This window comes from Glaciimonas sp. Gout2 (assembly GCF_035018905.1).
GTDB lineage: Bacteria > Pseudomonadota > Gammaproteobacteria > Burkholderiales > Burkholderiaceae_D > Glaciimonas.
Genome location: NZ_JASJXA010000026.1, coordinates 44,155 through 66,208 on the forward strand (window position 1 = coordinate 44,155; position 22,054 = coordinate 66,208).

General features: G+C 49.5%; 22 protein-coding genes. All 22 read right to left on the reverse strand.

The features are described from left to right. Nucleotides 1-2: 2 nt before the first annotated feature. Complete coding sequence (locus QN379_RS16505; RefSeq protein ID WP_323507102.1) at nt 3-602, reverse strand: DUF3261 domain-containing protein; 600 nt, start codon at nt 600-602, stop codon at nt 3-5. After that, nucleotides 593-1,825 (reverse strand): NAD(P)/FAD-dependent oxidoreductase, encoded by a 1,233-nt coding sequence (locus QN379_RS16510; protein ID WP_322237404.1) that lies wholly within the window; start codon nt 1,823-1,825, stop codon nt 593-595. The genes QN379_RS16505 and QN379_RS16510 overlap by 10 nt, the downstream gene beginning before the upstream one ends. 11 nt (nt 1,826-1,836) lie before the next feature. After that, the gene (locus QN379_RS16515) at nt 1,837-4,212 is read right to left on the reverse strand and encodes an MMPL family transporter (RefSeq protein WP_323507120.1); all 2,376 of its coding nucleotides are present in this window, start codon (nt 4,210-4,212) and stop codon (nt 1,837-1,839) included. A 76-nt stretch (nt 4,213-4,288) separates the two neighbouring features. Next, nucleotides 4,289-4,933 (reverse strand): outer membrane lipoprotein carrier protein LolA, encoded by a 645-nt coding sequence (locus QN379_RS16520; protein WP_323507103.1) that lies wholly within the window; start codon nt 4,931-4,933, stop codon nt 4,289-4,291. After that, nucleotides 4,930-5,358 (reverse strand): acyl-CoA thioesterase, encoded by a 429-nt coding sequence (locus QN379_RS16525; RefSeq protein WP_322237398.1) that lies wholly within the window; start codon nt 5,356-5,358, stop codon nt 4,930-4,932. Before QN379_RS16525 ends, QN379_RS16520 begins: the two co-directional genes overlap by 4 nt. Then, on the reverse strand, nt 5,351-6,895 hold the full coding sequence (locus QN379_RS16530; protein WP_323507104.1) for an aromatic amino acid ammonia-lyase: 1,545 nt from the start codon (nt 6,893-6,895) through the stop codon (nt 5,351-5,353). The genes QN379_RS16525 and QN379_RS16530 overlap by 8 nt, the downstream gene beginning before the upstream one ends. A 19-nt stretch (nt 6,896-6,914) precedes the next feature. Next, nucleotides 6,915-7,874, reverse strand: a complete 960-nt coding sequence (locus tag QN379_RS16535) for an acyltransferase (RefSeq protein ID WP_322237393.1) — start codon at nt 7,872-7,874, stop codon at nt 6,915-6,917. Then, nucleotides 7,871-10,684: an AMP-binding protein gene (locus QN379_RS16540; RefSeq protein WP_323507105.1), complete on the reverse strand. Its 2,814-nt coding sequence runs from the start codon at nt 10,682-10,684 to the stop codon at nt 7,871-7,873. The genes QN379_RS16535 and QN379_RS16540 overlap by 4 nt, the downstream gene beginning before the upstream one ends. After that, nucleotides 10,677-11,264: a hypothetical protein gene (locus QN379_RS16545; RefSeq protein ID WP_323507106.1), complete on the reverse strand. Its 588-nt coding sequence runs from the start codon at nt 11,262-11,264 to the stop codon at nt 10,677-10,679. The genes QN379_RS16540 and QN379_RS16545 overlap by 8 nt, the downstream gene beginning before the upstream one ends. Nucleotides 11,265-11,356: 92 nt before the next feature. Next, entirely contained in the window at nt 11,357-11,611 is a 255-nt protein-coding gene (locus QN379_RS16550; RefSeq protein WP_322240568.1) for an acyl carrier protein, read from the reverse strand. 57 nt (nt 11,612-11,668) lie between these two features. Further along, nucleotides 11,669-11,929: a phosphopantetheine-binding protein gene (locus QN379_RS16555; RefSeq protein ID WP_323507107.1), complete on the reverse strand. Its 261-nt coding sequence runs from the start codon at nt 11,927-11,929 to the stop codon at nt 11,669-11,671. Then, the gene (locus QN379_RS16560; RefSeq protein ID WP_322237382.1) at nt 11,916-12,698 is read right to left on the reverse strand and encodes a lysophospholipid acyltransferase family protein; all 783 of its coding nucleotides are present in this window, start codon (nt 12,696-12,698) and stop codon (nt 11,916-11,918) included. The genes QN379_RS16555 and QN379_RS16560 overlap by 14 nt, the downstream gene beginning before the upstream one ends. Next, the gene (locus tag QN379_RS16565) at nt 12,691-13,551 is read right to left on the reverse strand and encodes a beta-ketoacyl synthase chain length factor (protein WP_323507108.1); all 861 of its coding nucleotides are present in this window, start codon (nt 13,549-13,551) and stop codon (nt 12,691-12,693) included. The genes QN379_RS16560 and QN379_RS16565 overlap by 8 nt, the downstream gene beginning before the upstream one ends. A gap of 130 nt (nt 13,552-13,681) precedes the next feature. After that, on the reverse strand, nt 13,682-13,873 hold the full coding sequence (locus tag QN379_RS16570; protein ID WP_322237375.1) for a DUF1289 domain-containing protein: 192 nt from the start codon (nt 13,871-13,873) through the stop codon (nt 13,682-13,684). 384 nt (nt 13,874-14,257) lie between these two features. Further along, nucleotides 14,258-15,001 (reverse strand): DUF2968 domain-containing protein, encoded by a 744-nt coding sequence (locus QN379_RS16575; protein WP_323507109.1) that lies wholly within the window; start codon nt 14,999-15,001, stop codon nt 14,258-14,260. A 159-nt stretch (nt 15,002-15,160) separates the two neighbouring features. Continuing rightward, nucleotides 15,161-16,528: a sigma 54-interacting transcriptional regulator gene (locus QN379_RS16580; RefSeq protein ID WP_416186873.1), complete on the reverse strand. Its 1,368-nt coding sequence runs from the start codon at nt 16,526-16,528 to the stop codon at nt 15,161-15,163. A gap of 22 nt (nt 16,529-16,550) precedes the next feature. Then, on the reverse strand, nt 16,551-16,877 hold the full coding sequence (locus tag QN379_RS16585; protein WP_322237369.1) for a DUF4282 domain-containing protein: 327 nt from the start codon (nt 16,875-16,877) through the stop codon (nt 16,551-16,553). Nucleotides 16,878-16,905: 28 nt separating this feature from the next. Next, entirely contained in the window at nt 16,906-18,645 is a 1,740-nt protein-coding gene (locus tag QN379_RS16590; protein ID WP_323507110.1) for a pilus assembly protein TadG-related protein, read from the reverse strand. A gap of 45 nt (nt 18,646-18,690) precedes the next feature. Further along, a complete protein-coding gene (locus QN379_RS16595; protein ID WP_323507111.1) occupies nt 18,691-19,185 on the reverse strand; it encodes a DUF3613 domain-containing protein in 495 nt (164 codons plus the stop codon). A 94-nt stretch (nt 19,186-19,279) separates the two neighbouring features. Next, entirely contained in the window at nt 19,280-20,146 is an 867-nt protein-coding gene (locus tag QN379_RS16600) for a tetratricopeptide repeat protein (RefSeq protein ID WP_323507112.1), read from the reverse strand. Then, entirely contained in the window at nt 20,143-21,099 is a 957-nt protein-coding gene (locus QN379_RS16605) for a type II secretion system F family protein (protein WP_323507113.1), read from the reverse strand. The genes QN379_RS16600 and QN379_RS16605 overlap by 4 nt, the downstream gene beginning before the upstream one ends. Before the next feature lie 27 nt (nt 21,100-21,126). Next, nucleotides 21,127-22,053: a type II secretion system F family protein gene (locus tag QN379_RS16610; RefSeq protein WP_323507114.1), complete on the reverse strand. Its 927-nt coding sequence runs from the start codon at nt 22,051-22,053 to the stop codon at nt 21,127-21,129. Nucleotide 22,054: the final 1 nt, after the last annotated feature.

The following is a 22,054-nucleotide window of genomic DNA, read 5'->3' on the forward strand; positions in this document are numbered from 1 at the left end:
AATTAAGGTGCCGCAATGTTTATCGGCGTACTTGAACTATCGCCGCCAACTGACTCAATTGTCAGACGATAGTCATAACGGATGTTCGTTAATTCCACCTTGCCGCTCCATGGCGACGCATTACTATAAACAATGACAGTGACCGGGACGCCATCACGCAACAAGGTCCGGCGCAAACCCTGTTGTTCAATTTTCCAGCCTTCAGGCAACGCCTTCCGAATGGCTTCTACCGGCCATAAGGTCAGTTGCGTATCCTCCAACACGTCATCCGCCCGAACTTGAGACGGCAGCATCCGATGACGCCAGGACTCTAACGTTTTTCCATCATAATGCAAAGTCAATACGCGTTGCCCCAACGCCAACCCGACCATATTTAATTCTTTAGGATCAATTTCAAGCGCAGCATCCAGTTGATCAGTGCGACCATTACGTTCAACCGTCAAATGCTGTTGCAAGCTGATGCTGGCACCCAATGACGCTGGCGACAGTTTTAAACCCAATCGCTCTGGCGGTGCCGCAGGCTCGGTACTGGCGCAACCCGCCATCAGCACGGCCACCACGATTAAGGCCGCATAACGTTTGCCTATCGCAGTCAAGCGCATATTTCCTCCAGCGCCTTCAAACGACGCTTACTTTCGCGTACATAGGGATTACTCTCGTCCCACGCGTAACCAGCCAAAATTGACGAAATCATGCGACGAATTTCGGGTTGCTGATTTTCATGAAAAATAACGTTTTGAAATCCACCGCCGTACCACGACTCAACAAACGTCCGAAACGTATTGACGCCTTTTTTGAGTGGAGTCGCATACTCACTCTCCCAATCGACTTTAGCGCCGGATAACTGGCGACCTAATACTTCGGCAGCCAAACTGGCAGATTTTAAGGCAATAGTGACACCCGAAGAAAATACCGGATCAAGGAACTCACCAGCATTGCCAAGCAACGCATAACCTTTTCCCCATAACGATTTAACATTGGCAGAATAACCGACGATAGAACGCGCTGGCGTATCCCAGCAAGCGTTTTCCAGCAGTTTCCGCGATGCCGGATCTTCATTCACCAGCGCTTGAAGACGTTCAGTGTCCGACCCTTGATATTTAGCCAAAAACGCTGTTTCGGCCACCACGCCGATCGAACAGCGACCGCCAGCGAACGGAATCAGCCAATACCAGACGTCGCAATGCTCAGGATGCACCGTGACACGAATTTTATTCCGATCAAAATCTGGTGAAGCGATGCCATCTTCAATATGCGTAAAAATCGCACCACGAACAGGAAAATTAGATGGCGTTTCCAGTTCCAGCAAGCGCGGCAAAATACGGCCAAATCCACTTGCATCCAAAATAAACTCTGCTTCAACCTTATATTCTATGCCACTCGGATCTTGCACCTTAACACGCGGCTTGCCGCCATTGAGGTCGACAGCGGTGACTGTATGCTGAAAACATATTTCAGCGCCTTGGCGCTCTGCTTCTTTGGCCAACAACTGATCGAAATTGGCACGTTGCACCTGATAAGTGGTGCCCCAACCGTTAGCATGTTTATCACGAAAATCGAAAGCAGTGTATTTTTTGCCGCGCACAAAAGCTGCGCCATTTTTATATTGAAATCCAGCTTCAACTACCGCTTGCAGCATGCCGGCCTGCTCCAGATAAGCCATACTTTGCGGCAATAAACTTTCACCAATACTAAAACGCGGAAACTGCTCACGCTCAAGGACCAGGACCTGGCGACCTTGCTGTCGCAATAACGCAGCTGCGACCGATCCTGCCGGACCCGCACCGATTACGACAACATCACACTTCTTAACGTTAATATCCATTTTTTCTACCTTTACAACCGTGAGTTTTTACTTTGGCTAAAACAAGGTGCTATCAGCCACACAATCGCGATGCCAACCAACATCGTGAATCCAAACGCATGCAACGGCGGCGTACTTGATAACGCTAATAGCCCGAATGACAATAAGGCGCTTACAGCCGACAAACAAACCGCCAGCCAGGCAAACCGTCCTGCGGGATCTTGATGGTCAGTTTTCTCCTGCAAAAAAATACCGTAATCAACACCCAATCCGAGGATCAGCATCAGCGCCAGCATATGAAACATTTGCAAGGGTTGACCAATAATCCCTAGTAAAGCAAGCACCCCAATACTGGCAATAGCTGGAGGCAACACCACACGCCATCCTGCAAAACGATAACGCCCGAACAGCAGCAAGAAAATGGCAACATAAGCGCCCAGTAATACACTTCCCATATATTGCCGGTAATCACCCAATACAGTAGAAATTTCGCTCACTTTATCGACCCATTGAACACCATCCAAGTGCGATGCTGTCTTTTGTAACAGGGGTAAATTCGCATAATTATTCAGACCACGCAACGCCACAATGCTGGCAAAAGTCACACCATGCACACCCTCAACCCGACCAAGCCAAAGATGTCGTGACGGTTCACTCGCCGGGGTTTTTAAAAATGCATCAGGCGTCAAAGTGCTGGTGTTGGTACCAACCTGAGTTGCCGCACCCAACGCCCGCTCACGCATCTGCTTAATCCAGCTTTGGTCCTCGCCAAGCTGCGCCGCCAGGGCTTTCAACGGTCCGTCTTTACCTAGTAGAGCGCGCTCCATTAATACGCGGTTCGCGATTTGCGCTTGCATTGATGGCGTCCAGCTGGACATCGCCTGATAACCGCTGATTACGTGCTGCGCGATCAATGGATCGAGCCGTAACCGCAGCGCTTCTTCACGTTGCAACACTTGCTCCGCGCTATCACCGCGTACCAGATAAAATTGCACGGGAGTCGGTGCGTCGAGTATTTTTGATAATTTGATCTGATCGTCTAACAGCACTTTCGGCGGAGACTGCAAAGAGCGGATGTCATCGTTGACGCGCAATCGGGTTAATCCAGTCACCACGAAAACACCAAATAATATCGCTACCAACAAGGTGCCAAAATTACGTTGAAATAGCGGCCAGTGATGACGACTCGCCCCACACCAGTCGGCAAAACGTGTCCCCTTTAAAGTCGACGGCTGGACCAAAGTCGGAAACCAGCAAATCACGGTCAGCCACGCAAACACCAAACCCAGTACCGAAAAGACCGCCATCTGCCTTAGCCCTGGAAAAGGCGTCAGCGCCAACCCGATGTAGCCAATCACGGCAGCGGTCAACGTCAATAACAATCCCGGCAATAGACGCCGTAACAATTGGTGCGACGGTAGGGACTTATCACTTCCTGCACGACTACATAAAAAATAGATGCCATAATCCTGTGCAACACCGATCAGACTAGCGCCAAACACAAGGGTCAGCAAATGCACGCGTCCAAAAATAAGCCAGCAAATTGAAAAGGCTCCAAGGCAGCCGATAGCGATCGACAGAACAATCAAGCCGACAGGCCGAAATGCACCGAATGTCAACCACATCAGCAGTACGATCCCAAGAAGCGAACCTACACCAATGGTCGACATCTCGGCGCTAGCCTGAGCGCTGGCAGCACCAGCGTGCAATATCACACCGGCGCTAATCAACTCAACTTTGGGAACGGTTAATTTGGCTGCCTTGGCAGCGACGTTCAGCAATGGCAATACTGCTTGCTGGTTTGCCATTGAAAACGCCGGTTGACGCAAAGTCAGCAATAGCATCACATATTGGCGGCCATTGGCCTCCACGAACAAATAGCCATCACGGGGCCTGACCGGCGTCTCTTGCGCGCGCGCCTGCACCCAGCCCGTAAACAAGCCAAACGGATCATCCTGCCACGCACCCAATTTAGGACCAGAAAAAGGACTATATAACTGTCTCAAGGCGGACTCAACCCAGAACGCCGGTGGCTTCTCCTGCAGCAGCTTTTGCTGCTCGGCGGTCAACAAACTGAGTCGATTTTGCTGCGATGGCCCTAACCAGTCGGTCTGCGCTTGCTCCGACATCGGTGCTGTGGCCTCGAACAATGCGGGATGTTTGATCAGTACCGCAGAGTAAGCATCGGCAGCTGCACGCGCTTGCGCCCAATCGTCGGCCCCAACCAGCACAATAACCCGTTGCTGGGCCGAATCCACCATATGCGTGAACGCTTGTTGTAAAACCGGATCACGCTGCTCCACGGGCAATAACGCAAGAATATCAGTATCGGGTACGACCTTTTGTACCAACCATAGATAGGCGTTATGACTCAATATCAGCCCAACCACCAGCAGCCAGATCCACACCAATCGTTTCGGCCACTTGCTAACACTATTACTGGTTCCGGTATCGATTTCAGTATTGGCCTTATCACCGGCCTCGTTAGTCAAGTGCGGCCCCTTCTTCGCTGGTCATCGCATTTACGCCGCTCTGCACGCCGGAGAAAGTAATCTCGGTGCGGTCACCACTGGCTTCGTTGATCGTCACGCTTTTGACGGTAGTACCGCCGGTCAGTGTCAGCGTACCGATCGCTTTGGCTAGCGCCGGTTGACGTGCCTTTAGAGCGACTTTCCAGATGCTGCCCTGAATGCTGCCATCCATGTCAAACAAAGATTCCAATTGACTCAAATCGCCAGCTACTAAAGAGAACATCACGCTATTGATCATTCGGACTACCGGTTCCTGCTTGGCATCCAGTCGCATAGCCACGCGATCACCCTGCATTTGCACGATCTCATCGCGCTTGAGACGCAATGTATTCGGAAATGGCTGCAATGTTCGCCATAGAACACCTTTGCCGCTCACAACACAAAAACGACCATTCGACAGTAATGGTTTTTTGATTCCCATCAGTTGCTTGGCTTGGTCGAAGCGACCACACAAGACCGGCGGCTTTGCCAACATTTCCTGTATTTTTGCGATAGGTGCAGCCGCTTGCGCAGATGCAGCCAGAACGATGAAAAAACCACTAATCAAAACTGGCGTGACTATCGACGAAAATAAACCGGATGAAAATAAACGTTTCATGGTGTAGCAATTCCCAATTTTTGAAACAACACAGCAGGCGAAGCAAAACACATTTCACGCGTCGCGATATCAACCGCGACTTGCGTGGTCGTACCCTTGGTCAAGCGCTGGCCGGTGGTAAGATCGGTGATTAAATAATCCATCTTCAGGCGATTTTCCCATTCGACAATACTTGCGCGAACGCTGATATCTTGACCAAACGTTGCGGGGTGAACATACCGCAGATGTAAATCAATCACCGGCCATGCATAACCCGAATCCTGCATTTCCGAGTAGTTGTACGCAATCGCATCGAGCAGCGCGCATCGTGCTTGCTCCATATACTTTACATAATTGCCGTGCCAGACAATGTCCATCGGGTCAAGATCGTAAAATTGTACTTTCAAGGCAATCTCGGCAGTCCAGCGACTTTCCTTTTTATACATATAAATCCCATGCTTTCGAATTGATACGCGCCAGCAACAAACGCAAATCAGGCTCTAACATACGGTCTTCCTTGATCGCCGCAATATCATCCGCCAGCACATCCAGCATTACTTGCAAGTTCTTTTGGGGTTTTGCTGTCTCGTCCACCCGGCAGCGCAGCCAAACACCTTGGCGGACGCTAATTAACAATGCCGCCGTTACTTGTTCGGTCAATTGCAGCACCCGCAAACAATCCCGCGCAGCAATCGTACCCATGCTGACTTTGTCCTGATTATGACATTCGGTAGAACGTGAAAATACGGAGGCTGGCATGGTCAGTTTCAGCGCTTCAGCGGTCCAGGCCGATGCACTGATTTGTAGCGCTTTTAAGCCATGATTAATACTAGCCCGCGGTCCTTCTGCGCCTGATAGATTGGATGGCAAGCCGTGGTTATAACGACTATCGACCAGTAACGCCATCTGCCGATCTAATAAGTCGGCCACGTTGGCAACCGCATTTTTCATGCTATCCATAGCGAAGGCAATATGACCACCATAAAAATGGCCGCCATGCAGCACGCGTTCATTTTCACCGTCAATGATGGGATTATCGTTAGCACTATTGAGTTCATTCTCAATCGATTGCCGCATCCAGGTAAGCGCATCGGCCAGGACACCGATCACGTGTGGGGCGCAGCGAATCGAATAACGATCCTGTAAACGCTGTTCGTTGCGAGGCGCATCTGGAGCCGGCAAATCCTGGCGTAACCATGCGGCAACTTGTTGTTGCCCTGCGTGCGGTTTGACAGCAAATAACGCCTCGTCGAAGTGATGTGCATTGCCGTCCAGCGCAAAGCTCGACATCGCGGTAATGCGGGTGGCAATGCGCACCAGATACTCGGCGCGGTCATATGCAAGGCAGGCCAGCGCCGTCATCACAGCAGTACCGTTCATGATCGCCAGACCTTCTTTGGGTCGCAAACGTAATGGTGTCATGCCGACCGCAGCCAATGCCTCGGCAGCAGATACTTTGACGCCTTTACGCCAGACTTCGCGCTCACCACACAGCACGGCGGCGAGATAGGATAACGGCGTCAAATCACCGCTAGCCCCGACGGATCCCTCTGCGGGAATCAACGGCAACAAATCTTCTTTCAACAGCCGAGTAATCTGTTCGAGTAGGCCGACACTGACACCAGAATACCCTTTACACAACGACGCCAGGCGGACCGCCAGAATAGCCCGCGTCTGCTCGGGCGTAAAATGTTCCCCGAGACCACAGCCATGATAGGTATATAAATGATGCGGTAATTCCAGCACTAATTCAGCCGGCACATTGACCATACAGGAATCCCCATAACCGGTCGTCACGCCGTAAATAGTTCCGTCCTCTCGCAACAAACGATCCAGAAAATCGGCTCCGCGCATGATCGTGGCCCGAAATACGGGATCCGTAGATAGGGTCACTTTTGCTGAGCCGGACGCGATCTCGACAATATCTTCAATCGTCAGACGCTCTCGATCAAAACAAATATTTCGCGGCAAAATGTCAGGCATCTCTGATGCTGTGTTTAGATCAGTGTTGTGCGTTGTCATAGGTTGATAAATACCAAAAATCATAAAAGTTAAACCACTGCAAAGGCGCTTTCAAACAATAGTGTTCCAGTCGCTTCGCATACGCGGCGGCCAGTTCATTCAATATTTGATTGCGATGTTTACGTGGCAAATGAATGGCATCCCGAAACAATTCAAAATGACATTGGGAACGGCTACCAATAGTCAACGTAAACAGCAAATAAACCGGACATTGCAATACGCTAGCCAAGACATAAGGACCAATAGGGAATGGGGCTGAGTTCCCAAGAAAGTTGGCATGGGCGACGCGTGGCTGCGGCGATACTGGAATGCGATCGCCAGCAATCGCCACAAACTCGCCTTGGGCCACCTTTTCTGCCAACAACATTGCCATGACGGGGGTCAGTTCAGTCACTTGCATCAGATTCAACTGACTATCCGGATCAAGCTTTGCCAGCAATCGGTTAAAAGCTTTCGCATGCTTGGTGTGGACCAAAACAGTAATACGCAAACCGCTGCGCTGCCGCGATAACACGCGACATAACTCTAAATTGCCAAGATGGGCGCAAATCAACAAGCCACCGCGCTTTGCCTCCAAATTATCCCGAATCAGCTCCTTCCCGGTGCTGGTGACGTCTTGGGTTTTAAACAATCCGCCCCATAGCAGCATTTTGTCCAGAATGCTTTCTGCAAACGCGCCAAAGTGCTGAAATACCCCGGATAAACCTGACTGAAGTTGCGCGTTATCATCAACCGAACCACATGCGCGCACCCGCCGCAAATAATCTTTTGAGGCATGGCGCGCTATCGGTTTGGTCGCCAGATAAAAACCGAGAATGGGATATAACACCAATCGAAACGGCAAACGACCAGCGATACGATATAGCCAAAACATCAGACGCATGCCAACCACAAAACTGGATTCGTTAATCTGGGCCCAATGACGGTGCGCGCGCGTCATTGACCGCTCCGTCGGCGCGAAAACTTTCTCACCAGCAAAGTCGGCACACGCCATAACATGCCAAGAAACAACGTCGCGTGCATCCGAGAAATCAATAAATTATCTCTCACCAGACGAAAGTGAGAAACACCGTCACTCGGATAACCGACCTTGGTCGGAAAATTGACAATCTGCATGCCATCCCAATATAAACGCACAATGACGTCAGTATCGAAATCCATGTGTTGACCAAGTATTCTTTTATGTGACAAGGCTACAAATGGCGCGAGTGGATAGATCCGAAAACCACACATCGAATCTTTGATATCAAGCGATAACGTATTGATCCAAACCCATACGTGGGTCAGATAACGTCCGTAAAACCGCACCTTGGGCACACTATCGTCATACTGCGGCACACCGGCAATCAATGCATCTGGCCGTGCAGCAGATTGCGCTAAAAAGAGTGGAATATCATCCGTACAATGCTGTCCGTCTGCATCTATTTGTAGCCCATGCGTAAAGCCAGCTTGTGCCGCATGACGAACACCACTCACGACGGCTCCGCCCTTACCTCGATTTACGGCATGACGCAGCAGAATGATGTGGTCCGGATGCGCAGCAGCGAGCGTATCTAATACTGCAGCGCACTCCGCCGAACTGCCATCGTCGACCAATATACATGGCAGTTGGCACGACAGAATTGCCGCCACCACGTGACCGATTGCATGTGCGTGGTTATAAACTGGAATAATGGCACAAGGATTAAAGTCCACCGTAAAAATTTGCCGCGTGACGATATCTGACGCATCCATATTGGCAGTCGTTTTGATGTCTATATTTTGATCGGGGTTCTGATCGGGATTTTTTTGGTGACTCAAAGTCTGATGATTATTGTCATCCACCGAATCTCTACCATGTTGAGGCTGGTCCACTTTAGAAGTATTTCCAAACAGAATACGTCCGCTTGCGTGCTGACCAGCATCAGAGCTGAAACTAAACGTCAGAGAGGATTTTTGACTATCATGCTGAAGCCTCAGTTGCAGAACCTCTTCGGGCATGACTACGCGCTGGAATTTAAGGGCATGCATGCTCAAAAAACGCGGCGCTAAAGGTAAATATTCTCGTCCATACGCAATCGCCCAATCAACCTGAACCACACCTGGCAAAATAGGTGATCCGTCAAAATGACCATTAAAATAGAGAAGATCACGCGGAACAGTAAGTTCAAGCACGACGCGTGATTGCGCCAGATCCATTTCCAGCACGCGTACGTTTGGTTTTGTCACGGGACTCACCAACAACGCGTTCGATGATGGCGCATTCACGGTCTCGGCCGCAGCGGCCAATAACGCAGCACGCGTCGTCTTGCCCTGCGCGTTCAATGGGAGCGCGTCGAGATAGCGCCAGCTACGCGGCAGCGCGATCGACTCAATCGCATGGGCGATACTATCCCGTAGTCGTCGATTCAATAGTAATTTTCCCTGCTCGGCATAGAAAAGACGACCGGCATCCGACAGCACAACGAATGCGGCGATCTGCTGACGGCGCTGAAGCGGCCCTTCATCAAGCAATAAAACCCGTACGTCCGTCACCAGGCAAGATATCTTCAATTGTGACTCGATCATGTCTAGCGAAATACGCTTTTCTTCTACTTTCACAATACGATCAATTCGGCCTCTTAACAAAAACCGCATTTCATCAATTGCTTGTACCCGATCCGTCAAACTGAACCAATTCGCATCAGGCAGATGCGGCGAGCAAATTTCGAGGACTGATTCATCCGAACTGATACGCCACGTAATCTCAGGCATGACAGTCCAACTTTCATCCACTTGTGCAAGAGGATTGTCAATGAAATCGAAAGAACGTTGACGCCATCCTACACCGCCTGTTTCCGAACTTCCGTAGACCTCGATCGGCACATGCCCGAGAAACTGCGAGGCTATTTGTGCAGCATCTTGCGACAATGGTCCGCCAGAAGAAAAGACTGCACGCAATGAATGCAATAGCTCTGGTTGCATTGACGCCGGAATCCGTTTCAGATGCGCGGGACTGGAAATGAGTATTGCAGGCCGATCAACAGTGACGCGCAAGACTGGCAATAGCTCTTCTAAAAATGCGATTTGCCGTGCATGAATAGTGCGGCCAGTTGTCAGCGGCCACAACACTTTGAATAAAAGCCCATAAATATGTTGATGCGACACCGTAGCAATAACATGCGCATCGCCGATAGCGTCTCCAAATAAAGCTTCTAGCGTCGTGATTTCAGTTGATAGCTGAGATAATTTCTTAATAACCGCTTGCGGTTCGCCGGTACTACCCGACGTATAAATCACCAATCCCGAGAAATCAGGCGATAGCGTCTTGAAGCCATAATAGGAAGCGTCATCAATACGGTGCGGGAAAATCGATGACTCTGCAAGATTGACCGCTTCCAAGCCTGACCTTACTGGCAAATGCATTGACAACCGTATTGGGAGATAATCGTCTGGAAACTCGCCCACAAAACCATCCACAAGCGTCGCCAAGGCGGCACATGTTGCTGGCAATACATCACCTGCAAGATAAATGATTTTGTCCGCCTGCCAGGCACCTAATAATGCGCAGGAAAATTCGGCGCAATCTGTCAAATATAATGCAAAAGAAGCGCCCGAATCACGTGATAACGCGTTACGCCATGCATCAACCCGCGCCAAAAAGTAAGCACGATCGAGGCTCTCGCCATCGCGCCATGCGAATGGACGCGCCCTGTCCGTAGAGCTAATACCTACTTTTGGTGGCGCGCTTAATGGCGATAATAACGACAACAGATCGTTTAAACTAGACATTCTGTGGCCCAGATGACTGAAGTCTATGCCGACGTTTTAGCGCTATTCTGACCATATATTCACCCACAAACAAAAGCCCCATTGCAACGTAAGCAACTATGCCGTTATAAACGCTCCACACTGCTGGCGATGCCCAAAATGCCGTGATCAATGCTAACGAACCATTCACCACAAAAAAGCCACACCAGACCTGTGTGACACGGCGAGTATAAGCAATCGCAAAATCCGGTAACTGTGGGTCAGTTAGTCGCGCCATCCGCTCTATGATTGAAGGCGGTACGAAAAGACTATATCCAAAGACGCATAACATGCCTGCATTAACCAATACCGGATACAGTTTTAACGGTAACAACGCATTATTCCAAATCGCAACAGCAGCTAATAGCAATGCCGCGACCAAACACCAACGACTAACCTTACTTAATTTAACCATTGGCAGCCGGGTTGCAGCTGCGATGATTAATAGCAATGCAAGCGCGCGAGGCGAAACCCGTCCATGTCCGAACCAGATAACAAACGGATACAACAGCGTAATTACCACAGTCAGGATGGTCAACACCGTCCGCATCCAGGGTTGCATGAAACCTGAGAATAAGCGCGTCAATGAGCGTGGCAAAAGGCATGACACCAGGCGAGACAAGTAACTAGAAGAGAGGCCGGAAAAGAAGCGTTTTATTTTGTATCCTCTGCCAACAAAGCAACCACGGCATCAACGACATCCTGCACCGTGCGGACCGATTTAAATACATCCGGCTGCAATCGCTTTCCCGTAAATTGCTTCAGTTTGACCACCAGATCAACAGCATCAATGCTATCAATATCCAGATCCGTGTATAAGTTGGCCTGCGGCGTGATGCTGGCTTTATCGATTTCAAACATATCGTGCAACACATCTACTACCCAAGCACCAATGTCTTCTTTCGTCATTGTCGCAGCTGCAGTTCCTGCCGTTGCCACTTTTATCGATGCCGTCATGTCACACCTTCATTTTTTTCTGTTGCTGGCAATCATCGCGGCTAATGCGCGTACCGAAGCAAAATGGTTACGCGTTTCCGCCGAATCTGCTGATAATGAAATACCGTAACGCTTCTGGATGGCAACCCCAAGTTCGAGTGCATCGATCGAGTCTAGTCCAAGTCCTTCACCAAACAATGGCGCATTCGTATCAATGTCTGCGGTTGTAATATCTTCAAGTTGCAATACCTCGATAATGACTTGCTTTACCTCGTTTTCAAGCTGCTCCATCACATTGACTTTCTTTTATAAAATAATTCTGTAAATAAGCAGTTAAATGCCTTGCAGCCAACGTTTCACTTCCCGCCGTCTCAACAAAGGGTTGGACGTCGATATCTTCTTTTACCGCAATACTGAAATGTGCCATGGCTGATGGTACTTGCCACCATTTTTCTCCTTTTCCGAGAGTCGGTGGCGAACAACGAATGACGACCGGTGTCACGTTCGACAAACTGCGTACAGCAATATTTGCAGCACCACGTTTGAAGGCAATAGAACCGTCTGTCCGCGTTCCCTCAGGAAAAATAATCAAATTGCTCCCGCTCCGCAAAGAGGCGATACCGTCGGACAATAAACCCGTACCGGTATCATTTCGTATATAACCGGCGGCACGCGCTGATCCTCTGATAAAGTTGTTCTCCCAGAGTTGGCTTTTGAGCACGCAATCGGCATCCTTTACAAAGGCCATCAGGAACACGGTATCCATCAAAGTTGGATGATTTGCCAAGATCAGCAAACCTTGCCGTTGTAGTCGCTCCAGCCCACTAATTTCATAACGCAAAACGCCTAATATGCGCAACAACCTTATAAAAGTCCGAAACATCACGCGTATAATCTTGCGCGCTACCGATGCGCTTGATTCCGGCTTCTTGACGAAACTATTCATCAAGGGAAAAAAGATCAATCCCATCAACAATCCAACTACACCAAACACCAGAAAACTTAAGCCGGTTGCAGCAACGCGCCAAAAATGGTTCACGCGTTTGACAATTCTATTCACTGGTCACCATCGCGATTCGCCGTTGCTCCTGGTCGACACTGTATCGCCAAGACCAGCGGCGGTTGTCAACCAACCGAATCAACTCGTGATCTTGTCGTAATTGAAATGCCAATATATCCAGACCAGCTGGCTGAGGAACCTTCGCCATCAACAACTTAGTGATGTCGGTATTTTCCGCATTACGCCCACTATGCGTACTAAGACTATGACTAGCCGCAGATTCCCAAGTAAGAAATATCGTATCAGCGCCACTCTGCACGGTCGGTTGAATTAACCAAGCCCAGGCAAAGGGCTGATCTTCGCAATCCTTGAATTCACCGAACTCATCCGGTAACAGACCATCGTAGACCACCAACAATACTTCCGGCGCACCGTCAGCTAGCAATCCGCAAGCCTCAATCACCGCATGCTCGACGCCGCTATTACCTGCAGATAGAGCGCTATGACTTGCCTGATCGTGTCGCGCAATCGACAGCAAACCAGCGGTCGCGTTGTGCACCGACAAACTAAAGGAAGTCGGAGATAGCGGCACCTCTCGCACCAGATCTTGCAACAGTTCTACCGAACGTGCGCACTCGCCGTGCCGCGAACAAAACACTGTAGCAACGTCGGATCGCCCTTGTAGGCAGAGATATGCTACTTCAAGCGCCATCCTGCCGACAGATCCGGCGCGTCGACGCAGCATCGCTGGCATGGATAAAACCGGAGGCTCGGTGTCACCCTGAATCAGGGGGCAACGTTGCGCCCATTCGCGCCACTCAGCGTCGGTTTCTAGACCCGGTGCCCATGCTGCATGCGCTGCGATTGAAAATTGAACCCCATTGATTGCGCGGTCGCGACTCATTTTCATCATATTCCAACGCCGTTCCAGACCCAATATTATAAACAGCAACCTATTCGAACGGAGTTAAATCGACGATTACTTAAGTAATCGTCTTTAACTTCTGCACCTGAATAGAGCCTGAGTATGTCATTTCAATCGATTAGCCTCTTCGCTTTGGATAACCTTCGGCAGTGATACGTTCCCAAACGGCTGTTTTCTCTTCATCATTCATAAAAACCCAGTGTGCGACTTCGTTAACAGTGCGCCCACACCCACGACATACGTCATCAAAAGTGGTGGAACAAACTGCAACACAAGGCGTATCGGGACGTTCCGGGCGAGACTCTGACATGCGAACCTTACTAGTAGATATTAAACTTATAATTAATATAGTGTCATGGTGTATCAGTTGTATGCTTTGTTTCCGTGACCTGAGCCCGCATATTTTGCAAGAAAATATAATGGCGAAAAATCAATATTGAAAACTACTTCACTGAGGACACAATTCTATAACAGTCCGCGTCCGCGGTATCTCACAGAAAGCTCGGTTAAGTCACATGTCGGTCAAAAGCTGAATTAAATCAACATTCAGGCGTTCGGTACTTGACACGTAAACGAAAAAGGTCAGCATCTTTCGCAGGCATTCTGCGTTAATAATGCTGACCTTGCTCATACTAAACTGGCATGTGCGCCAACGATTAAGCGCCCGTGACTGATTTACAGATTAACTAAGAGCCTACTTTTTCCCTGATTTTGCATCACTTTTTTCATTAGCCATATTGCCTCCATCGATCACCGTTTGCTGTGCTTCCAGCGCACGAATACGATTCCGCAGAACCATTAACTCGTTACGCGCCGTTTGTTGCTTATTATTTAACGCCAGAGCTTGTTGACGCGCTTGATCTTGCTGCGCAGAAACTGTTTTCTCTTGCTGACGTTGAACAGCTAAATCATTTTGAAGTGCCAACAACCGGTTTTCCTGCCCTGAAATTAATTGCTCCGTATATTGCTTATCAGCCTCAAGCTTAATTCGACGAATATCTACCTCTGCCAGTTTTTCCGTTTGCCCCACAAAACTCTTATAGGTCTGCTCTGCCTGGACTTCGGAGGTCGTTTTAACTACTCTCCAAAAGTTTTTTTGTTGAAATAAAGCCACATAATAAGTGCGGTTATCAGACTTAAATAAAAGACTGGAGCCGTAATTGCCATTATAAGTAGTACGCAACTCACTAATACCCTGGCCCTGCATTAGTTGCTGCAATTCGCCGATAGTGCTGTTCGCAGTATCAATCGTTGGTGCCGCCGCCGTTGAGCCAGCTGCTGACGTCATAGTATTAGGCGACGTAGTTGCGCCCTGAGGGCGAGACGCCGACTGCGCCATTACATTGGTGGACAGTGCGGCAATAACCGCCACAATGCTCAGCCCACTTGCCGCACCGCCAACACATCGACCCATTACTTCACACACATTTAGGTTCATCCCTGTTTCCCTGTCATTGTTTATTGTTAATTGTTTCTTTTCAGCAATGATGATTGCCGCGTGAATTTTATTGCTTTTAAGCTTTACTTTTTAATTTATGTCCACTTTTGTACAATGATTTTTTAGCGGTATCCATTGCATTTTTTAGTAGCGCATCCATTATTCAATTTCACCAATTGCCTCAGTATCCGCAATCTGGAATTTACGCATCTTTTCCCACAATACTTTGCGGCTGATACCGATAGCGTGCGCAGTATCCTGACGTCGCCACCCATTTGCATCCAGGGCTGCCAGAATACGATTCCGTTCCGCCAACTCGCCCTTTTTACGTACCATCAACAGATCAGTGCCCTCATTGGTCCGCGCCAACGATCCCAGCATCGCAAATACGCGGTCGATGCGTATCCTGTCCCAACTTCCTAACTGACGATAAATGATCCCTATCCGTTCCGCGACATTTCGCAACTCGCGCACATTTCCGGCGAAGCTTGAGGTTGCGACCATTTCAAGTAACCAATCCGGGGACGGCGGAATTTCGTCATAAGTCTGAGCCAGCAGTGCGCTAAATATGGCGATTTTATCGACACTTCCACGCTCTTCCAGATTCGGCACGCGCAACTCGATAACAGCCAGCCTGTAATATAAATCGGCGCGAAACATATCCTGCTGAACCTGTTCCCGCAAATTGCGGTTGGTCGCTGCCACAAGCCTAAAATCCAACTTGATTTCGGTTTGGGAACCTAGTCTCGTAACCGTACTTTGCTCCAATACGCGTAATAGTTTAACCTGTTGATACAACGGTAAATCGCCAATTTCATCAAGGAAAAGCGTGCCGCCATCGGCCTGCTCAAAATACCCTTTGTGCGCCAATAAAGCGCCAGTAAACGCACCTTTTGCATGGCCAAAAAATAGCGATTCAAATAAACCATCGGGAATCGCTCCGCAATTGACTGCAACAAACGGGCCTTGCCGATACCGGCCATGACGCTGATGCAGTAACTGCGCAATGCGCTCCTTACCAACGCCGGTCTCGCCCATGATCAGGACACTCGACTCACAATCGGCAAATGCCTCAGCTTCAGCGACCAGCGCTTGCATACAGTCGGATTGCGCTATCAATGGCTGCAACTTACGATCCGGCTCGTTGCTGGCGTGCATTTCTGCTGCCAGTCGGAACACCAGCATGCGCAACTCAGCACAAGTAAAATCACGCATCAAAATGTGCGAATACTCGGTCGGATAAACACGTGGGTTAGCTGTCCGCACCACATCTGCAACCCAAATCACCGGCATGCAATGCGCTTTTTGCCAAGCCTCAGCAGAAAACTCTCCACGGTCAATTACCGTCACCGACATCACAGCAATCGATGGGCGCAACGACACCAGATCGCGCGAGATGGTCAAACCATCTGAGCGAATCACCTGGACATCAAAGCTACTAAGACAATGCGCGATTCGATCGGCAATATCCGACGTACCTTCCCACACATAGATGTCCAGGCTTTCTGGTAATAGTTTGTTTTCTATTTTCATTTACGCTCATCCATCCTTACTCTTTACTGCCAATTTTTGATGCATTATTTTGCACTCTCAACAAATCTTTGATGTCACCGAGCCGCTCATAAATATTAAATGCCAATATCCATAACTCACTCATCACACGCCATAACAACAGCGACAACAAGGTCCCGCCCAGCGCAAGTGACACCCGCCCGACACCGCCACTCGACCCGCCGCTATTGAAGCAACTCAACAAACCCCCGATGACGATCACCGCTATGCCTGCGCGATAAATAAACTTGATTAAATACGGTGCAATCAAATGTTCAAAACCAAACAGCAGAGATAGCTTTGAATACCCTTTTTTTGTTGTCACTGCATTCCCATTTTTTAATATAACGTTCTTAATAAACCAGCAGCAAATTGCCACACGTGACAGAGGACAACTTCAGTGTATTTTGTCCAACACCCAACCCGAGCAGCGAAAAAGTAGTGTCAAGCAAACCACCAACAGCAGACAAAATAGGATTTAACAGTCCTCCTAAACCACTCAGCACCACCGTCAAAAGCCCACTCAACAAACCCAAAGGATCAAGAATGTCGAGACCCACCTGAAATGTTCCCGGTTGAATGACGTTTCCCAATATGCTGCTCAAAGAAGAACCAACGATGACGCTACTTGGAAAAGGTGCATTTAAGGTCACAGTAGTCGGCTGCTGGTTTGCCACCTGCGCGTTGATACCCAGATTAATCAGTCCTGGAATAACGTCCACCCGATTTGCCTGATTTGATATTGAAGGACATGAATTTGGTGCGCTCGCATCAGTCTGTCCATTTGCCATACATACTTGCGCCCCCCCCGGCTGCACCGAAAAAGTGGCGCTTTGAGGAGCCTTGCACTGCACGCTTGTAAGGGTCGCTTTGCCATAAGCAAGGTCAACATAGAGTGGAAGATTGACCGCCGGTTTTCCTGGAATGATCGTCAAAGCCTGCACGTTTATAGCGAGTCGCATTTGGGCCGAAGTAGCGAATGTCGCAGGCGGACCGACACCACCAATAGCTATTTGCGGTGGTTGAATCAACTCTAACTTAATTCCCACTTTTCCTAGTGCGCCAAGGTCGACATTCGTACCAAGATTAATAAAATGTTGGCTATTAGCGACTTGCAAAGTCCCTACGTTTAACAAATCCAACACGTTAATTTGCGTATTCAGTGCTGAAACGCCATCCGCCGCACTGATGTTTAAAATCTTACCGATTGTCAACAGCGATCCGCCCAAAGTACCGGTCGTTAGCGCAGCGAGATCACTCACCGTAATGCTGGCCGCTTGCGCTGGAGAAAGCGCTTGGACCGATGCATTAACTAACTGCGCCAAAGATACCTGGGCGTTTAACACGTCGTTCAAATTTCCGACATTCAAGTTTAGATTTTTCAACACTTGTAACAAGGAGACTTGCGTATTGACTAGTCCGTTATACGTTACGGCACTCAGGCAAACATTGCTCCCGAGCAGTCCATTGATAAGCGGTGCCAACAGCGCGCTACTTCCGCTACATAACGACAGCAAACCGGTACCTAAAGAAAACGCAGCGACCGGATTCGATTGCGTCGCAACCGCTTGTGCGACCACAGATTGCGTGCCCAGACCAAAAAATCCGGTGACCTTAGAAGAAACAAGCACTTCGATCGCATTTGGATTAATACCGGATTTAGGCGTGCCGAAATTTTTTGATAAGGGCGCTTCATACGTCTGCACAGTTGTTAAGGCCGGTGTGGTCTGGGGATCCCAACGACCACAAGTTAATACAATAGCGTTGGACGAAGTATTTGGGGCGAGTAGGGAAAAATTATTAGACTGCGCATTCGCATTGGCTGCCAGACTCGCCGCATTGCAGCTAAGACCCGAATCAGAAAGTGCCTGAACACCGGCGAGTGCCGCCAAATCTGCGACCTTTTGTAAATCGCGCTTCTGGAAAAACAGATAACCGATATCTAATGCGGACAATAAAATGACAAAAATGGACAAGAAAATGGCGGCCATTATCACGATCCCGCCTTGCTGCCTGCGCACGTCACCAACCGCCCGCGCTGGCGACCAGCGGTATGGAACGTGAACAAAAGTCGGATCAAAAAATATAACCATGGAATAGTGACGTCGGATCGTTAAAATATCTGGATGCTATAAAAATTAGTTTGTCGTACTTTTGGCGACTTTTGCCTCAAAAAATTCAGGTAACGGATGCGTGAAACTATTCATGTAACGCTCCCAACTGGCCTCAGCGGTCACGCCCAGCATCGGAAGCTGCGAACCAGCAACACGTCCATCCACCTGCGCCTGCAATAGCGAACGTGTGACATCGCCGACTCTTGTTCTGGAGGGTTCTGGCTCCGGGCCTGAGGCTAATTCAGGCTGCGTGGATACTGGTGCTGCCGCCAAGGATGCATCAGCCGCGACTTGCGGATTCGGTGCAGGCGAATTGATGGTCGCTCCAGTTGTTTCCACGGCACTTGTTTGTGCCGGTACGATTGGCGCAGTCTTTCCGCCAGACTGCACCATCCGACCGGTTACCGGCGCATTGGTCTGCGCATGCAAGACAGGCAAAAAGACCATGGCAAGTAAAAGGAATAACACCCCATTCCGTGTCAGGCTGGGATTGTTGCTAGAAAGTTGGGAGATTCTCATTTTTTGCCTTTTGTTGGTATAGCCGACAAGTAAAGTGTCAATATTAGTGATGGTTCCACGCGGTTAAGCGTTAAGACGCCCATCCGGCAAAGGGTTAACTACCGCTATTAAAACGATCCAGCATCGTCTGAAATCGGTTCGTCGGCCCCATCGGCACCACCGCTACAGGACGAACCGCTGGCGCGGGACGCTGGGGAATACTTGCGGCTACCGGTGGCCGCGTATTTTTAATCTGCTCAGCCAATTTAGTGATTTTAGTGCGACTGTCGGGCGACAATTTAGCGCGTTCCATCACTGAACGGGCCTTGCTACTATCACCAGATACGAGCAAAAGCAACGCCAGGTTAGCGATGATCTTCCGATTATCCGGAGCCAATTCAGCAGCTTGCGCCAGCGGCACGCGCGCATTACTGGTATCGCCGCTACGCAGATAGGCATAGCCGAGATCGCTCAACATAATGGGATTAATTGGCTCAAGTTTTGACGCTGCCATAAACAACGGCACAGCGGCCGCATAATTGCCGTTTTGAGCGGCCAATAACCCCAAACCATGCCAGGCTGCAGCCGCTTCAGGGGTTTTTAACAATTCGCGATAGGTCACTTCAGCAACCTCGCCTTGCCTCGTCTCTCTTAATGCGTCAGCGCGCAGGCGCTCCACATCAGCCGCTTTTCCATATTGCTGTTCGTAAGCATCGATGTGCGCCAGCGACGCAAAGTACAAACCCTCGGTCTGCATCTGTCGGATCAGGCCAATGTACATCCCTTTGTTATCTGGTTTGGCTGGTTTATTTTCTGCTTCCTGCCGCAATTGTGCGGCTTCGTTCTGTTGTGCATAAAGACGGGCCGCAGAATCAGTAGCACAACCTGAAACACTCATGACCAATACAAATAAAGGACATATAAAAAATGCCAATAGACCTTGCCGATCAACACTAGATAACGAATCAGATTGGATTTTCATAAATTTCCCGACATTTTTGTCAAAGCACGGATTACTGCCAGAAAACCGACTCCGCCGGTAATCACTAGCAATCCAGGCAGCAGCGTCAGTACCATCACCCCGGTCATCTTGACCGTGACTTTGCCGACGCGCTCTTTCATATCCAATTTACGTTGCTCCCGAATACGCTCACTAAACAGCTTGAGCGGTTCCTGAACTGCACCGCCATGATGCTCAACCTGAACAATCAGACGACCAACCGATTGCAAATCCGCATTATCAAATACGGTTGAAAAGCGCCGCATGGATTGTTCCCGCGTGCGACCGGCTCGATACTGACTCGCAGCAATCGCAATTTCATCACCCAGAATATTGAGCACATTGCTGAACTCGGTTTCGATGACATGCAGGCTCTGATCAACCGACAAGCCAACACCTTGCAGTAATCGGAGCAGATCGATTAACAGTGGCAACTCTTCTGCCGCCTTACGACGGCGCTCTTGAGCGACCCGTTGCATGACCCACTTTGGTAACATGTAACCGATTGCCAGACCAAAAAAAACAATCAGCAACAAACGCCACCAGCTTCCGTTCTCCAATAAACCATAACCGATTAGGGGCAAAAGAATTGCCAACACAACCCGCGCCGCAAAAAATAGTGCCTGACCTTTCTTGTCGTTGACACCGCATTGATCTAAAAGATGCCGATCTTCCTCTGCAACCAATTGCCGGCCAAACGGCGTATCAACCCATTCGGCGGAAAGCGCCACGATTCGATCTCGCCACGGAAGAGATTCCCGTTCGACCGACAATCCGCTCGCAGCGCGATTTTGTGCAGCGATCTTCTGATCAATCGTGCTCAGATTTTGCTTAAGCCGCCACACACGCCCAAACATTGCTCCGCCAATGAGGAACAGCGCAACTGCGATCAGTAAGACCGCCAGAAAAATCAATGTATGTTGTGTAGTGCTCAACGTTATCCCCTTATTTCCTTGCAGCGTTCACATGGATTTGGCTAATCGATACAGCCAAAATCCACCTGTTATTTGCAGCAATACCGCACCAATTAACATTTTCTTTCCGACCGGGTCATGCCACATTCCGACAAACATATCGTTATTAAATATCACCAGAAAAATACCAATACCGACAGGCATGATGCCCATAATCCATGCCGATAACCGGATCTCGGTTGACAATGCAGACAACTCATTCTGTGCATGCTCCAGATCGCGCATAAACGCTGCCATCCGGTCAAGCACCTGATCCGATCTGCCGCCAAAACGACCAGCGACACCAATCACCGTCGCCACCAGTTCCAATTCCTTAAAGCGAAAAATCTGGGCTTCCTTGCGCAAGGCGTACTCAAGATCGACGCCTGCCTGGACTTGCCAATTCGCACGGTCCAACACCACTAGAATGGGGCCATCAGCGCTCACAATCGCCGTTTGAAATGCGGAGCCAATACTATTTCCGATGGTCACCAGACGCACTAACGTATCCAGAAATCCCGGCAATTGCCGGATCATCGTGCGCTGTAACTTGGCTGTCCTGCGCCAAAAATTAAATCGTACCAAAAGCACATACAGCATCAGCGTTCCCACGAAGGAAAAAAATCCACCAAGCACCATCGCGAGTATGGCCAACGCCAATCCGGGTATGGTTATCTGAATGAACAGTTTTCTCGAAGAACTCTGTATTCCTGCGCGTAACAAAAAATGCCGCAATACTTCTGTTTGCAAATGCCGTTGCGCGACTTCCGGCGTGATCGCCACCGCTGCCGCAATTTGCTGTCTTCCCTGGATTTGCTGATTCACAAACGCGGCGCTGAGGTCTTGGCGCGAACGTCCCTCCGCTTGTTGCCACAACCAGATAGCAGCGCCTGCCAATAACAGCGCGACGGTGATCAGCCAGAGCGTCAGATGCATA